A 15,341-nucleotide genomic window follows, 5' to 3' on the forward strand; every position below is an offset into this window, starting at 1 on the left:
CATCGCGGTGCTCCAGTTCGATCAGCGTGATGCCTTCGGCTTCGGCGTGGTCACGCGCCACGTTGCCTGCACTCTGCCCGTGGCGAACCACCCAGATCCGGTCCGGCCATCGAGCCGTGACGCCTTCCATCGCGCTTTTCTGGTCCACCTGCATCTCCCGGCTGCCTGCGCGATCGCGTCGCGTCGTTCCAACACACGCTAGAGGGGCACTTGTTAGCCATGCGCGTAGCATCGTGAAGACCGGCTACACGTGCCGGACACGTGCTCCCGGCCTGCCGCCTCTGCGGCAGTGCTGCGGCGTCGCGATGCCGTCATCTGCACGCGCTCACTGCACGCTATGCTTCGCGCTTTCCCCCACCCTGCACATGCCGCCATGAAACTGGCCATCCTTTCCCGCAACAGCAAGCTCTACTCGACGCGGCGGCTGGTGGACGCGGCGCGTTCGCGCGGGCATACCGTGCGGGTGCTCGACCCGTTGCGCTGTTACATGCGCATTGCCGCCGACGGCTTCACCATGCATTACAAGGGCCGGCCCATCACCGGGGTGGATGCGGTGATTCCGCGCATCGGCGCCTCGGTGACCCGCTACGGCACCGCCGTGCTGCGCCAGTTCGAAATGATGGGGGCGGTTACCCCCAACCCGTCCGATGCCATCCTGCGAGCACGCGACAAGCTGCGCGCGCACCAGATCCTGGCCTCCAAGGGCATCGACATGCCGGTCACGGTGTTTGGCGACAACCCCGATGACACCGTGGACCTGCTCTCCATGCTGGGTCCGCCGCCGCACGTGGTGAAGCTCAATGAGGGTACCCAGGGCCGCGGGGTGATCCTGACCGAAAAGGCCAGCGCCTCGCGCGGCATCGTCGAGGCCCTGCGCGGGCTGTACGCCAATTTCCTGATGCAGGAGTTCATCGGCGAGGCCCAGGGCGCCGACCTGCGCTGCCTGGTGGTGGGCGACCACGTGGTGGCCGCCATGCAACGCCAAGCCCCGGACGGCGACTTCCGCTCCAACCTGCATGCCGGCGGCAGCGCCCGCGTGGCCAAGGCCACCCGGGCCGAGCAGCAGGTGGCGGTGCGCTCGGCCCGGGCGCTGGGGCTGGGGGTGGCCGGGGTGGACCTGATCCGCTCCAGCCGGGGCCCGCTGGTGCTGGAGGTCAACTCCACCCCCGGCCTGGAAGGGATCGAGGGGATCAGCCAGGACGACCTGGCCGGACGCATCATCGAACACGTGGCTGGGCAAGTGGTTGCTGCGAAAAAGCCCGCAAAATCAAAGTCTTGAATTTTAGTTCGGATCAGTGGGCCGGTTTTAACACCGGTTTAATCGCCCCCCGCGTAGGCTTCAAAGAACCGCAGCTCTGCCCTCCTCAGCAGATAACGGTAATCGGGAATGACTTCAGGCCCAGGCGGGATCCGTCTGGGCCTTTTTCTACCCGTGCCGTAGCTCACTTGCTGAGGTGAAGGCGTGAGGGCTACATTCGGCGTTCCGTTCAGTTGACTAAGGATTGGTTGAAATGAAGCGAGTGATTCTGGCCGCCGGGACCGCGGCCCTCCTGCTTGCGCTGGGTACCGCGCACGCAGCCCCCAACGAAGAGGTTTTTGCGCGGAACAAGCCGCTGGCCGAGCAGATCCAGCGGATCGAAGTAGAAATGGGAGATGGCAAAACCTATTCCGAACTGCGCCTGGAAGACCGCAGCCGTGTCCGCGAAGCCTTGAGCCGTATGCATGGCGTGCTCGATCAGTACCCGGATCAGGCCACCCTTCCCGAACCCTCCAAGATCGCCCTGTTCAACGACCAACAAATTGTGAACACGATTTTGACGAAGGCGCGCGAAGATAGCCGCCAGGTCTGCGTGCGCGAAAAGACCACCGGGTCCCACCGCGCCACTACCCAGTGCATGACGGTTGCCCAGCGTCAGCGCGCCAAGGACGACGCGCAGAAGAACCTGACCAACGCTCAGCGCACGGGTCAATCCATTTTCTAGAGGTCACATGCGAATTCTTGTAATTGAAGACAACAGCGACATCGCCGCCAACCTGGGCGACTACCTCGAAGACCGCGGCCACACCGTGGACTTCGCCGCCGACGGCGTGACCGGCCTGCACCTGGCGGTCGTGCACGAGTTCGACGCGATCGTGCTGGATCTCAATCTGCCGGGCATGGATGGGATCGAGGTCTGCCGCAAGCTTCGCAATGAAGCACGCAAGCAGACCCCGGTGCTCATGCTGACCGCACGGGATTCGCTGGACAACAAGCTGGCCGGGTTCGACTCCGGTGCCGACGACTACCTGATCAAGCCGTTCGCGCTGCAGGAAGTGGAAGTGCGTCTGAACGCCCTGTCGCGCCGCGGCAAGGGCGTGCAGACCCGGGTGCTGGAAACCGGCGACCTGGAATACAACCTCGATACCCTCGAGGTTCGCCGCCAGGGCAAGCTGCTGCAGCTCAACCCCACCGCGCTGAAGATCCTGCAGGCGCTCATGGAAGCGGCCCCGGCCGTGGTGACCCGCCAGGAGCTGGAAACCCGCGTGTGGGGCGAAGAGCTGCCCGATTCGGATTCGCTGCGCGTGCACATCCACGGCCTGCGCGCCGTGGTGGACAAGCCGTTCGAGGTGCCGTTGATCCAGACCCGCCATGGCATCGGATACCGCATCGCCGCCCCGGAAGCCTGATCCGGTGACGGGCAGGGGGGAGCGCCGCCGGGGCCCGTACCGGCGCCGGCTGCGCAGCCGCATCATCGTCTCATTCGTGCTGTTGGGCTTCTGCCTGACAGCATTGTTTGCCTTCGCCACCAACCTGGCCCGCGCGCGCGTGGAGAACCAGCTGGTCGAAGATGTGATGAACCGCAACATCAACGAGTACGCGCGCCGCTACTTCGCTGATCCCTCGCGCAACCCCGACCTTCCCGTGCAGCAGATGCGCGCGCGCATCGTGGGGCCGGACAAGTTCGAAGCGCTGCGCCAGGAAGAGCCGGACTGGTACGAATTCCGCGATGGCATCCACGGCCTGAGCGGCGTGGACGAGCGGGGCAACCCCTTCTCCTACAAGCTGGCGGTACGCAAGACCCCTGACGCCTGGTTCTTCCTCGCCTACGACATGACCGAAAGCCTGCGCGGCGCGGAGCAGTTGAACCGCGCGCTGTTCTTCTCGGTGCTGGTGTTCAGTGCGTTGTCGCTGGTGCTGGGCTGGTGGTCTGCCTCGAAGGTGATGAAGCCGGTCTCCGACCTGGCCGCGCGCCTGCGTGCCTACCGGGGCGGTACCAGCGACCCCACGCCGTTGGCGCCCCGTTTCCCCGACGACGAAGTCGGGCAGCTGGCGCAGGCGCTGGATGACTATTCGGCCCGGCTGACCGAAGTGGTGCAGCGCGATCGCGAATTCAACGCCGACGTCAGTCACGAGCTGCGCACCCCGCTGGCCGTGATCCGCGGTGCCACCGAGCTGCTGCTGACCCGGCCGGACCTCGACCCCAAGGTGCTGCAGCGCCTGCAGCGCATCCAGCGTGCCGAACAGCAGTGCACCGACCTGATTGGCGCGCTGCTGCTGCTATCGCGCAACGAGCGCGGGCAGGGCAGCAGCAACGTGGCGCGGGTGGCCGAGCAGCTGCTCGATTCGCACCGCGCCCAGCTGGGCGGCAAGCCGCTGGAGCTGGTGCTGGAAGGCGACCGCGAACTGGTCATCGATGCCCCGGAATCGGCGCTGTCGGTGGCACTGGGCAACCTGATTGGCAACGCCGTGAAGTATTCGCAGGAAGGCTCGGTGCGGGTGCTGGTCACCGGCAACCGGGTGGAAGTGATCGACAGCGGCCCGGGCCTCAGCGCCGAAGACGCGGCCAAGCTGTTCCAACGCGGCTATAGAGGCACTCACGCCGGCCACTCGCAGGGCGGCGGTATCGGCTTGTCGATCGTGAGCCGCCTGTGCGATCTGTACGGCTGGCAGGTCAACGTGCGGCCAGGCGAAACCCGGGGCGTGGTAGCCACGCTGACGTTCGCCCCAGCGTAGCGACACGCCATGCGTGTCCCAAGGACACCCGCCCGAAACCCGGAAACATGGAACGACCATGATCTACGTGGGACACACATGGCGTGTCTCTACGCGGCAAATCGCCTGTACACGGCGTCCAAACGCTCCACTTCCGCCTGCAGATGGTCCGGGTGCCCATCATTGACCACCACGTCATCCGCCAGCGCCAGGCGCTCCTCGCGACTGGCCTGCGCGGCAATCATCCGGTCGGCCAGATCGGCCGTGGTGCCATCGCGCTGCATCAGCCGCGCATGCTGTACCGCCACCGGCGCATCCACCACCAGAATCCGGTCCAGCCAGGGGTACTGTTGGCGGCCGCCGGCTTCGGTCAGCAGCGGGATGGCCGCAATCGCATAGGGGCTCCCAGCCTGCTCACAGGTCTGCCGCAGCAGCTCGCGAATCGCAGGGTGGGTAATGGCTTCCAGCGCCTGCCGTTCCTGTGCGGAGCTGAAGATCCGCTCGCGCAGTGCCGCGCGGTCCAGCTGGCCATCAGCCAGCAGAATTCCAGACCCAAAATGCGCCACGATCCGCGCCAGGCCGTCGCTTCCAGCCGCCACCACGGCACGGGCGGCTACGTCGGCATCTGCGATGGTGATGCCCAGCGCCTCGAAGCGCCGGGTTACCTCGGTCTTGCCGGCGGCCACGCCGCCGGTCAATCCAATCACGAACTGGCTCATCGCTGCCTCAGCGCAGGCCGGACACCCGCAGATACGCGTTGATCAACGGCTCGCCCCACATGAACACGATCCAGCCCGCCAGGGCCAGGTAGGGCCCGAACGGAATCGGCGTGGCCCGGTCGCGGCCGCGCGAGTACAGCCAGATCGAACCGATGATCGCCCCAAGCACCGACGAGAGCAGGATGATCGGCAGGATGCCCTTCAGCCCACACCAGGCGCCCAGCGCGGCCAGCAGCTTGAAATCGCCGTGGCCAATGCCTTCCTTGCCGGTGATCTGCTTGAACAGCCACCACACCGACCACAGCAGCAGGTAGCCGGCTATCGCGCCCAGTAGGGCGGGCTTGGCCGGCATGTACAGGTTGTCGATGCTGCCTATCAGCCCCAGCCACATCAGCGGCAGGGTGAGCTGGTCGGGCAAGAGCTGGGTGCGCAGGTCGATGCCGGACAAGGCCACCAGGAAGCAGCTCAGCACGATGGCGCCGAAGCCCTGCCAGCCGAAGCCGAACTGCCAGACGCTGGCCACCACCAGCAAGCCGGTCAACAGCTCGACCAGCGGGTACTGGATGGAGATCGGCGCATGGCAGTGGCGGCACTTGCCGCCCAGGACCAGCCAGCTGAACAGCGGGATGTTCTCGTACCAGGACAGCTTGTGCTTGCAGTGCGGGCAGTGCGACGGCTCGACCACGATCCCGGGCGGGGGTGGCTCGTAGATGTCCGGAAGCTCGAGCACCTCGCGGGCGTCGCGCTTCCACTGCCACTCCAGCCGCTTGGGCAGGCGCAGGATCACCACATTGAGGAAGCTGCCAATCAGCAACCCCAGTGCGGCCGCGGCGGGATAGCCGAGGCCGGGATGCTGGTCGAGAAATGCCATGTGCCGTTAGACCACCGATGCCAGTTTGAAGATGGGCAGGTACATGCCGATGACCATGCCGCCGACGATAGTACCAATGAACACCATGATCAGTGGCTCCAGCAGGCTGCTCAGGGCGTCCACGGCATTGTTCACTTCCTGCTCGTAGTACTCGGCCACCTTGAAGAGCATTGTGTCCAGTGCGCCTGCTTCCTCACCAATGGCGGTCATCTGGACCACCATGTGCGGGAAGAGGTTGATCTGCTTCATCGCCATATTGACGGGATAGCCGACCGACACATCGTCACGCATGCGCAGCACGCCCTCCTCGTAGACCTTGTTGCCGGTGGCGCCAGCGACAATTCCCAAGGCCTCCACCAGTGGCACGCCTGCCCTGAAGGTCACAGCCGTCGTGCGAGCAAATCGCGCGATCGAGCTGTTATGCATGATCTGGCCGATGACGGGCACCTTAAGAATCGTCCGGTCCATCGCATGCTGCATCGAAGGCGATCGCTTGTAGGCGAAAATGAAGCCGCCAATGACGCCGCCGGCGATCAGCAGCATCAGCCACCACCACGCAACCATGAACCGCGAAAGATTCACAATCATCTGGGTGAACGCAGGAAGCTCTGCCCCAAAGCTGGCGAAGACGTCTTCGAACTGGGGGACGACCCAGACAAGCAGGATGCCGCTGACCAGAATGGCCACTGCCATCACCATGGCAGGGTAGAAGAGCGCCTTCTTGATCTTGCCCTTGAGTGTCTCGATGTTCTCTTTATACGTGGCAACCGTGTCCAGTACCGTTTCCAGAACACCCGCCCCTTCGCCAGCGCGAACCAGGTTGCGGTAGAGCTCATCAAACTGGACCGGGTGCTTGCTTACCGCTTCATAGAGGGACGAGCCCCCCTCGATGTCGGCGCGGACAGTGTCCACCATCTTCTTCATGCGCGGGTTCTTGTGCCCGCTACCGATGATCTCCAGCGCGGAAACGATCGGGACGCCGGACTTCATCATGGTCGCCATCTGGCGGCTGAAGAAGGCAATGTCCTTGGCGCTGATGGTCTTGCCGGCGGCGCCGAACAGCGGTTTGGGCTTGGGCTTGACCACGTTCGGCGTAATGCCCTGCCGGCGCAGCTCGGCCCTGAGCAGATTTGCGTTCTTGGCGGGCTGTTCGCCCTTCATCTTCACGCCCCGCTTGTCGGTCCCCTCCCAGACAAACGGCTGCAACTCCATGGTGCTACGCGCCACGGGCTCTTTCTTGACAGCACTACGGCTCACAGACATACAGGCTCCCCAGCCGCGCCATCCCCAGGCGGGCTTCTGCGCCGAATGGTAGCTGGTTCCGGGCCGTCATGGCATCCCTCCCGGGCGGCAATCCGTGACCGGAGTCTGAGACCGGCACCGTCAGAAGGTGACGCAACGCGTCACAATGCCGTTTGGGTCGCAAAATACCGTGAGGGGGGTTCCAATCCTGAAGATTGCTGCCATCATTGCGCCGGGGAATGCTGGGGAGCATTGCTGAGAAGTTGGCACGCAACCTGCTTTCAACCACCCGCACGGGCGATAGCCTTGCTCAGCCGGTCAACCGGCCAGGCGCGACCCAGTGTTCATTTTTCAAACCACCTCTAGGGGATGTACACATGAAGAAGCAGCAGGGCTTTACCCTCATCGAACTGATGATCGTCGTCGCGATCATCGCCATCCTGGCCGCCATCGCTATCCCGGCCTACCAGGACTACGTGGTCCGCTCGCAGGGCGCCTCGGCTCTGGCCGAAATCACCCCGGCCAAGGTCGGTTTCGAGCAGGCTGTCAACGAAGGCAAGACCCCGTCGACTGCCGCTGCTGACGCTGGCTTCGTTGGCGTGGGCCCGACCACCTCGTACTGCACTGTGACCGTCGGCGCTGACAACATCCAGTGCGTCACCAAGGGTGGCAACGCCACCAAGTTCAACGGCAAGAAGGTCACTTGGACCCGTACCGCCGACACCGGTCTGTGGGCTTGCACCTCGGACCTGGACGCCAAGTACAAGCCGGGCAAGTGCACCTAATAGGTAGCCTATCGCTTGAAGAAGAGGCCTCCGCTTAAGCGGGGGCCTTTTTTTTACCCCGATGGACTTGGCACGAATTCTGCTTTCCTTGCTGATTAACGATAGGGGAGCGTTTCAATGCAGAGGTCCAAAGGCTTCACGCTGATCGAGCTGATGATCGTGGTGGCGATCATCGCGGTGATCGCCGCGATCGCCATTCCCGCCTACCAGGGCTATGTCGCCAAGACCCAGGTCACGGCCGCGCTGGCCGAGATCGCGCCCGGCAAGAACGGGGTTGAGTCGGCGCTGGCGACGGGCAATGCGTCTCTGGTCGACGCCGCCTACGTCGGCCTCGCCACCCCTACCAGTCATTGCTCGACCGTGGTCGCCTCCCTGGCTGCCGACGGTTCGGCGCAGATCAGCTGCGTCGTGGTGGGAAACCCGCAAGTGGTGGGTGCGAGCCTGAGCTTGAATCGGGATGCGGGCGGCCAGTGGAGCTGCGAAGCGCCCAGCCTCGCCGAGCGTATCCGCCCCCGCAACTGCAATTGATTTCCCATTGTCTGGGTTAAGCTGTAGCCCCCGGAGCAATCAGCCGTGACGCCCCTATGAACGCAGTAGTGACCGCCAATCTCGTCGGCATCACCGGTATCGCCCGTCGTCTCGTGCAGGACGGTGCGCTGGATGAGGCTGCAGCGCGCGATGCGATGGCCAAGGCGGCCGCAGCGAAGCAGCCGTTGCCGCAGTACTTTGCTGAAAAGAAGCTGGTAACCCCGGCGCAGCTGGCCGCAGCCAATGCGCTCGAATTTGGCATGCCGCTGCTGGACGTCTCGGTATTCGACAGTGCGCAGAGCGCCATCAGCCTGGTCAGCGAAGAGCTGCTGCGCAAGCATCATGTGCTGCCGCTGTTCAAACGCGGTGGCAAGCTGTTCGTGGGTACCAGTGATCCGACTCACTCGCTTGACGAGATCAAGTTCCACACCAATCTGGTGGTCGAGCCGATTCTCGTAGACGAGGAGCAGATCCGCCGCACACTGGAACAGTGGCAGTCCAAGCATGACACCCTGGGCGGTTCCCTCGGCGGCGGCGACGACGACGGCATGGCCGACCTGGATGTGTCGGGCGGCGATGATGAGGGTGGAGCTGGGGCAGATTCCGGTCACGACGCCAAGGGGGACGACACCCCGGTCGTGAAGTTCGTCAACAAGGTGCTGGTCGATGCCATCCGCAAGGGCGCATCGGACATCCACTTCGAACCGTATGAAGACGACTACCGCGTGCGGTTCCGCATCGACGGGCTGCTCAAGAACGTGGCCAAGGCGCCGGTGAAGCTGAACCAGCGCATTGCTGCACGCCTGAAGGTAATGTCGCAGCTGGATATTGCCGAAAAGCGCGTGCCGCAAGATGGGCGCATAAAGCTCAACCTCTCCAAGTCCAAGCAGATCGACTTCCGCGTCAGCACCTTGCCGACCCTGTTCGGCGAAAAGGTGGTGCTTCGTATCCTCGACGGCAGTGCCGCCAAGCTGGGCATTGACAAGCTCGGCTACGAGCCCGAGCAGCAGAAGCTCTTCCTGGAAGCGATTCATAAGCCATATGGCATGGTGCTGGTCACTGGTCCCACAGGCTCGGGTAAGACGGTATCGCTCTACACCGCGCTGGGTATCCTCAACGACGAAACCCGCAACATCTCCACGGCGGAGGATCCGGTAGAAATCCGGCTGCCTGGAGTGAACCAGGTCCAGCAGAACGTCAAGCGCGGCATGACCTTCGCCGCCGCTCTGCGATCCTTCCTGCGACAGGATCCAGATATCATCATGGTCGGCGAAATCCGCGATCTGGAAACGGCCGAGATCGCCGTCAAGGCAGCGCAGACCGGCCACATGGTGCTCTCCACCCTGCATACCAACGATGGTCCGCAGACCATCGCGCGCCTGATGAACATGGGTATTGCACCGTTCAACATCACCAGTTCGGTCACGCTTGTGATTGCTCAGCGTCTTGCGCGCCGACTGTGCAACAGCTGCAAGCGGCCGGTGGATCTGCCGCCGAACGCCTTGCTGGCCGAGGGCTTCACCCAGGCCCAGCTGGACGCCGGCATCACCCTGTATGAGCCGGTTGGTTGCGAAGAGTGCACCGAAGGCTACAAGGGTCGTACCGGTATTTACCAGGTCATGCCGATGAGTGAGGAAATTTCGGTCATCGTGCTGGGCGGTGGCAACGCGATCCAGATCGCTGAAGCTGCCCAACGTGCCGGTATCAAGGACCTGCGTCAATCTGCGCTGATCAAGGCGGGCGCGGGCACCACCAGCCTGGCCGAGATCAATCGCGTCACCAAGGACTAAGCTCCTTCGTTTCGCCAGAAACGCATAGGTAGGGCCGGGCTCTGCCCGGCAGGAAACCAAGACGGGGGTGGGATGCCCGCCCCCGTCCGCTGCACACGTTTGGTGCCCAATCCCTGATCCTGCCGCGATCACCTGCTACCATCCACAAGCAACATTGCCCGGCGGGGAGCTGGGCCCAACCTTCGATTGCCAACCGCTGCTGCCGCTTCAATGCGGCGCCGTGCTTGGCGACATACTTCAATGCAGGTCGTTTGGCCTTGTGATAGGCAATGGGGATGCACGCATGACGTTGGTTAAGAGCAGGGCCGGAACGTGGCTGTTGTGGATATTCGTGCTGTCCGGCTTCTCCGGCCTGATCTACCAGTCCATCTGGACGCAGTATCTGGGCTTGTTCCTGGGTCATTCCTCCTACGCGCAATCGCTGGTGCTCATTCTGTTCATGGGCGGCATGGCGATCGGTGCATGGCTGGTCAGCCGATGGAGCAGCAGAATTCGTCGGCCGCTTCTCGCCTATGCGCTCATTGAGGTCGTCATTGGCCTGCTCGGATTGAGCTTCGACGGCATCTATCAGGGTGTGACCGGCTGGGCCTACGCACAAGTGCTGCCTATGCTGCCGTCAGGGCAGCTGCAGAACGTTCGCTGGTTGCTGGCGGCGGCGATGGTGCTGCCGCAATGCATCCTGCTTGGTGCGACCTTCCCGCTGATGAGTGCTGGCTACATCCGCCTGCAGACCCACGCGGAGGGCCGGGTGCTGGCAGGCTTGTATTTCTCCAACAGTCTCGGCGCGGCCATTGGTGCGTTGGCCTCGACGTATGTAATGCTGCCCGCGATCGGCATGCCGGGCACGGTGTTCTCGGCAGGGCTCATCAATATCCTGGTCGCGGTGATGGTGTATCCGCTCAGCAAGCAGGAGCGACCACTAGCGCCGGATTCCGCCCTCGTGCCTGCAACGACTGCGCGCACAACCGGCACGGTTGCCTCCAGGCCGTTGCTCATTCTGCTCGTGGCCGGTCTCACTGGGGCAGCATCCTTCGTCTATGAAATTACTTGGATCCGGATGCTCTCGCTGGCACTGGGAACCACGATCCATTCGTTTGAATTGATGTTGGCGGCCTTCATTCTGGGCATCGCGCTGGGTGGGCTCTGGCTGAAAAACCGTGCAGATAGGCTGACCGCACCGCTTGCGACTGCCGGTTGGATCCAGGTGTGGATGGGTGTCGCCGCATTGGCGTCCATGTTCGTCTATGCCAACGCGTTCGAGTGGGTCGGATGGCTGATGATGGTCATCGTGCACAGTGCGGAGGGATATGGCCTATTCAACGTGGCAAGTGCAGGTATCGCGCTGCTCGTCATGTTCCCCGCAGCCTTCTTTGCCGGTATGACGCTGCCTCTGCTCACGCTGGCGCTGCTGCGGCAGGGCCATGGCGAAAAATCGATCGGCCAGGCCTACGCATTCAATACGCTGGGCGCAATCATTGGCGTACTCGCCGCGGTGCATCTGCTGATGCCCGTGCTGGGCCTGAAGTACGCGCTGCTGAGCGCTGCCGTGCTCGACATCGGTCTGGGTCTGGTGCTGCTGGCTCGTTATGCGCCGGCCTCGACCCGTTGGCGGCTGCCACCGATGGTGCCGGCGGCGGCGATTTCTGCTGCTGCGGTACTGGCTGCCAGTTGGCTGGTTACCTTCGATCCGGCCGTTCTGAATTCATCGGTGTATCGCTTCGGTTCCACGTCATTGGGCGCGGACACCAAGACGGTGTTCTTCAAGGATGGGAAGACCGCGACTGTTGCCGTCATCGAACGGAATGAAGAGGACGGACCCGTGCGGATGATCTCCACCAACGGCAAGGTGGATGCCGGCCTGGCGCTGCAAGCCGATCAGGCGCCGACGTCCGATGAGTCGACCATGGTGTTGCTCGCCGCGATCCCGTTGTCCATGCGTGAGCACTACGACCGCATCGGTGTAATCGGGTTTGGCTCGGGCATGACCACGCATACGCTCATGGGGCACGCAAAAGTAGGCGCGGTGGATACGGTGGAAATCGAGCCGGCAATGGTCGAGGGTGCCCGCCACTTCGGCGACCGGGTTTCGAGGGCGTACAACGACCCGCGCTCGCACGTGATCATTGACGATGCCAAGGCGTACTTTGCCTCGGTGCCCAAGAAGTACGACCTGATCATCTCCGAGCCTTCCAATCCGTGGGTCGGTGGCACCGCATCCTTGTTCAGTACCGAGTTCTATCAGTACATCCCGAAGCAGCTCAATCAGGATGGCTTGTTCGTTCAATGGCTGCAGTTGTATGAAATCACCCCTGAGCTGGTCAACTCGGTGCTCTCGGCCATGCTGGTCAACTTCAAGGATGCGAAGGCGTATCTGGCCAACGAGGGCGATCTGATTCTAGTGGCCTCACCGCACGGAGAGGTCCCTGATCTCTCCGCGGACATTTTTCGCCAGCCGTTGGTGGCTGCCGATCTTGCTCGTATCGGCGTGACCGACCTGCGTGCTTTGCAGGACACCAAAGTGTTGAATCGCCGTGGTCTGGAAGGCTATCTGGCGCTCTATCCGCACCAGATGAACTCCGACATGTTCCCGGTGTTGAAGCTCCAGGCGCCGGTGGCTCGGTTCCAGCGTACCCAGGTGGCAGACTTCGATGCAATGGGCTCGGCTCCGTGGCCGTTGGTCCGCAGCCTCGGTGGCCCGATGCCGGCAAGCGACCGTTCGTTTGGCACTAACCGTCTATCGCTCGCGTCGGTTCGGCAGGCTGAGGCCGCTCAGGAGGTATTTGCTGCATTGGTGGAGGGGAGCAAGGCGCCGCCCTCAGCAATGTCCGAGTTCGACGCATTGCAAGTGGACGCACTGCGCGGGCTGGCGGCTGCCTGTGAACTGGACAGCCGACCGGAGCGGACGGCCACAATGATTTTCTCGCTGGCGACGGAAACCGTAGTGTTCCTGGACTCCGCGCGGCTCGAGCGCATCTGGGGCAAGCCGACGTGGCTGCGTTGCCCTTCGAATGATGCCACCGTCCAGGCCGCCCTCGGCCTGGTAGCGGCCGCCTCGGAAGATCGGCATCGCGACGTAGTCGAGTTGGGCCTGGAGCTGTTGGACGGCGAGCATGGTGCAGCACTGCTGCAGGATGGCGTCTCTGGCTACTACATCATGGGCGCGATGCAGTACGCAGCACTGTCAGAGGGCGATCCTGCCGTCGCTCAGCAGTTGATGCAGCGCTATTGGTCGCGCTTGGACCGGAAGGCGCAGGGCAATCCTTCGCTGCGGTTGATGACGCTGCTGGCGACGCGTGCTGAACACGGAGGGCGTAGCCCGTAGCGCGGCTATTGGCACCATGGTCCCGGCTTTTTCACAAATCGAGACGTGGCGCTCATTTCCATAAGCGCCATTCGACAAGACTAATGCGTCAAACGTCAGTGGGCGCTCATTCCTGCGCCCGCAGTTGCCCATCCACAGGGAGGTGGTTGTGCCCGCGCGCGTCCTGAAGAATATTCTTTTGCTGCTAGTGCTTTCGCTGCTTCCAGTCGTTGCATCTGCAGCGCAACAGCCACTGGCCGAAACAAAGTTCTGCTTCGAGGGCAAGTGTTTCCCAACGCTCAGCCAAGCCGAAGCCGAGCTTCGTTCCAAGGCGGGTACATATGGCCCCCTCTGGACCAAGGCCCGCGTATCTCGTTACATGGACTCGGTGCTGATGCACCAGTATGTGGTGAAGGATCAAGAGGCGGAAACCATGTACAAGCCCGGGTACCGGGCGAGTGGAAATGGCGTTAGAGAAGTCAACTGCGCGGCACAGATGGATCCATATGATGGTGCGGGAACGGAAATTCTCTAGTCTGTTGGGCGGTGCCACCACGCTTGATTGGAACATAAGCGCAAGGTGCGTCTGCGATGGCGCAAGCTTCAGCCTTGACGAGTTTCAGGTCGATTTGACCCCGGTTGTCTATCTTCGAAGGCCCGATCAGTACAGCTCACCGGGCCATGCGATGGAGGTGAGGCTCAAAGAGCTGGATCATGTGGGTGACATCAACGCCTGGAGTGCTGGTGAGAAAGCTAGCGCAGAGTCCTATGAGCGATTTTTGAGGCTTCAGGCGTATCAGAGCCAAGCCGAGTGTGAATCGAACAATAGAGACGCTATGGAGTCTTTTGTGCGTACCGGCTTTTATCCAGCGATGATGGGTTCAATTTACCGGTGGGATTTAAGTCGAAAGCATGACGTGACGGAATGGTGACTTACTTCTCACTTTTTGCGCGGGCTGGGGCGATGGGTGTTGATTGAACTGGAGAGATCTTTGATGATCCGATACCTGCTGGTGATCTGTGTGTCCCTCGTTTGTGCATTCTCGATTCCGATTGGGAGGGTGGGCGCTTCTCCGTCTTGCCAATGCCCGCCGATGGAGCTCGAATTTAAGCATTCGGAAGGCTCGCCCGAGCTGCGTACAAGCGTTTTAACACTTCGGAACCTCGGCGATGTGACTGTGTACTTCCCGCTATGGGAGCCGAATTCCGCCTCTCGCGTGCCCCTCCTGCATTGGGGCGCGTACCAAATCTACACCCGCAACTCGAACTACACCCGCGAATTAAATATGCGGGGATGGGTGCCTATCCTTGAAGCGGGCTCGTTACCTCCATGGGGAGGGGCTCTGGTCGTCAATCCAGGTGCCACCGTCGACTTGCATATTGGGATCGAGCGCGTCCTTCAGGAGAATGACATTCCGGAAGCCATGGTCATGGTGGAGCTGATTTCGATTGCCACAATGTGCCAGGTGAGGTCGACTGCGATAAGCGTGCAGGATCTCGCGAAGCTACTTCCACCTAGTCAATAGGCCAGCGTCTATGAAGTGACTACATACCGTCCATGCAAGCGTCCGACGTCGGGAGCTTCTTCCAAAGGGCGCGCGGCAGCGCTTGAGCAGGAGTTGAAGGGAGTGGTGTACTCCACTGAAAGGGGGTGCTCAGACGCAAATAGAGGCAGGCTTCAGTCAATAGTGGAAGCCGGAGCGTACGACGCTTTTTCTGCGTCTAAGCGCAGGTGGGATGACAGTGGTCGACATTCGAGGGGTGTGCCATGAGGCTGAGCGGGAGTGTCCTGCTGTTGGCTGTGCTGTTAGTCCAAGGTTGTGCCGCTGAACTTCGTCGTAACGCAGCGTGCCCTTTGCTGGACATCGACTTCGTCGGCGTCAAGGATCGGGGCTCGTTGCAGGCTCGAGGAGAGTTCACGATACGTAGCTCAGGTGCGCGTTCCAGCGATATCCCTCTTGGAGACCCTGGCCGCTCCTTGGTTGATGATTACTACGTACGTGTGCTTCGACGAGATTCGGCGACCTCGGAATGGCGGGAGGATGATCCCGATCTCGGGCATTCGAGGGCGCCAGCGGGTGCGCTGGAGCTTGAGCCCGCAGGCTCTACGACGCTCTATGTGAAGAAATGGT

15 protein-coding genes and 1 pseudogene are annotated in these 15,341 nt (G+C 62.3%); 12 read left to right on the forward strand and 4 right to left on the reverse strand.

Going from position 1 to position 15,341, the window contains the following annotated elements; genetic code table 11:
* A pseudogene (locus tag KVS69_RS16370) lies at positions 1-154 on the reverse strand (histidine phosphatase family protein); the annotation flags it as partial.
* A gap of 219 nt (positions 155-373) precedes the next feature.
* Between KVS69_RS16370 and rimK the strand changes: the two are divergent.
* From rimK to KVS69_RS16390, 4 genes are all read left to right on the forward strand, one after another.
* Entirely contained in the window at positions 374-1,279 is a 906-nt protein-coding gene (rimK, locus tag KVS69_RS16375) for a 30S ribosomal protein S6--L-glutamate ligase (RefSeq protein ID WP_217538986.1), read from the forward strand.
* A 232-nt stretch (positions 1,280-1,511) separates the two neighbouring features.
* Positions 1,512-1,982, forward strand: a complete 471-nt coding sequence (locus KVS69_RS16380; protein WP_217538987.1) for a hypothetical protein — start codon at positions 1,512-1,514, stop codon at positions 1,980-1,982.
* A gap of 7 nt (positions 1,983-1,989) precedes the next feature.
* Positions 1,990-2,667, forward strand: coding sequence for a response regulator transcription factor (locus tag KVS69_RS16385; RefSeq protein ID WP_017356179.1), 678 nt, complete (start codon positions 1,990-1,992; stop codon positions 2,665-2,667).
* Positions 2,630-3,994, forward strand: a complete 1,365-nt coding sequence (locus tag KVS69_RS16390) for a HAMP domain-containing sensor histidine kinase (protein WP_093533703.1) — start codon at positions 2,630-2,632, stop codon at positions 3,992-3,994. The genes KVS69_RS16385 and KVS69_RS16390 overlap by 38 nt, the downstream gene beginning before the upstream one ends.
* Before the next feature lie 89 nt (positions 3,995-4,083).
* Here KVS69_RS16390 and coaE read toward each other — a convergent pair whose 3' ends face one another.
* The 3 genes from coaE to KVS69_RS16405 are packed head-to-tail and all read right to left on the reverse strand — an operon-like array spanning position 4,084 to position 6,826.
* Complete coding sequence (gene coaE / locus KVS69_RS16395; RefSeq protein WP_095363632.1) at positions 4,084-4,692, reverse strand: dephospho-CoA kinase; 609 nt, start codon at positions 4,690-4,692, stop codon at positions 4,084-4,086.
* Positions 4,693-4,699: 7 nt separating this feature from the next.
* Positions 4,700-5,563 carry an A24 family peptidase gene (locus tag KVS69_RS16400; RefSeq protein WP_068853817.1) on the reverse strand — a complete coding sequence of 288 codons (864 nt, stop codon included), beginning with the start codon at positions 5,561-5,563 and terminating at the stop codon, positions 4,700-4,702.
* A gap of 6 nt (positions 5,564-5,569) precedes the next feature.
* Positions 5,570-6,826 carry a type II secretion system F family protein gene (locus KVS69_RS16405; protein ID WP_068853816.1) on the reverse strand — a complete coding sequence of 419 codons (1,257 nt, stop codon included), beginning with the start codon at positions 6,824-6,826 and terminating at the stop codon, positions 5,570-5,572.
* A 356-nt stretch (positions 6,827-7,182) separates the two neighbouring features.
* Here KVS69_RS16405 and KVS69_RS16410 point away from each other — a divergent pair, with 356 nt between their 5' ends.
* The 8 genes from KVS69_RS16410 to KVS69_RS16445 all read left to right on the forward strand — a co-directional run.
* The gene (locus KVS69_RS16410) at positions 7,183-7,590 is read left to right on the forward strand and encodes a pilin (RefSeq protein ID WP_217538988.1); all 408 of its coding nucleotides are present in this window, start codon (positions 7,183-7,185) and stop codon (positions 7,588-7,590) included.
* Between the two features lie 117 nt (positions 7,591-7,707).
* Positions 7,708-8,118, forward strand: coding sequence for a pilin (locus KVS69_RS16415; protein ID WP_217538989.1), 411 nt, complete (start codon positions 7,708-7,710; stop codon positions 8,116-8,118).
* A gap of 56 nt (positions 8,119-8,174) precedes the next feature.
* The gene (gene pilB / locus KVS69_RS16420; RefSeq protein ID WP_068853813.1) at positions 8,175-9,908 is read left to right on the forward strand and encodes a type IV-A pilus assembly ATPase PilB; all 1,734 of its coding nucleotides are present in this window, start codon (positions 8,175-8,177) and stop codon (positions 9,906-9,908) included.
* A gap of 283 nt (positions 9,909-10,191) precedes the next feature.
* Positions 10,192-13,230 (forward strand): spermine synthase, encoded by a 3,039-nt coding sequence (locus KVS69_RS16425; RefSeq protein WP_217538990.1) that lies wholly within the window; start codon positions 10,192-10,194, stop codon positions 13,228-13,230.
* 148 nt (positions 13,231-13,378) lie between these two features.
* Entirely contained in the window at positions 13,379-13,744 is a 366-nt protein-coding gene (locus tag KVS69_RS16430) for a hypothetical protein (RefSeq protein ID WP_217538991.1), read from the forward strand.
* Positions 13,719-14,141, forward strand: coding sequence for a hypothetical protein (locus tag KVS69_RS16435; RefSeq protein WP_217538992.1), 423 nt, complete (start codon positions 13,719-13,721; stop codon positions 14,139-14,141). The genes KVS69_RS16430 and KVS69_RS16435 overlap by 26 nt, the downstream gene beginning before the upstream one ends.
* Before the next feature lie 63 nt (positions 14,142-14,204).
* Positions 14,205-14,735, forward strand: a complete 531-nt coding sequence (locus KVS69_RS16440) for a hypothetical protein (protein ID WP_157771765.1) — start codon at positions 14,205-14,207, stop codon at positions 14,733-14,735.
* 329 nt (positions 14,736-15,064) lie between these two features.
* Positions 15,065-15,341, forward strand: a 277-nt coding sequence (locus tag KVS69_RS16445) for a hypothetical protein (protein WP_217538993.1), incomplete at its 3' end; no start/stop codon positions are given.

This window comes from Stenotrophomonas sp. GbtcB23 (assembly GCF_019091045.1).
In the GTDB taxonomy this organism is placed as follows: Bacteria; Pseudomonadota; Gammaproteobacteria; order Xanthomonadales; family Xanthomonadaceae; genus Stenotrophomonas; species Stenotrophomonas rhizophila_A.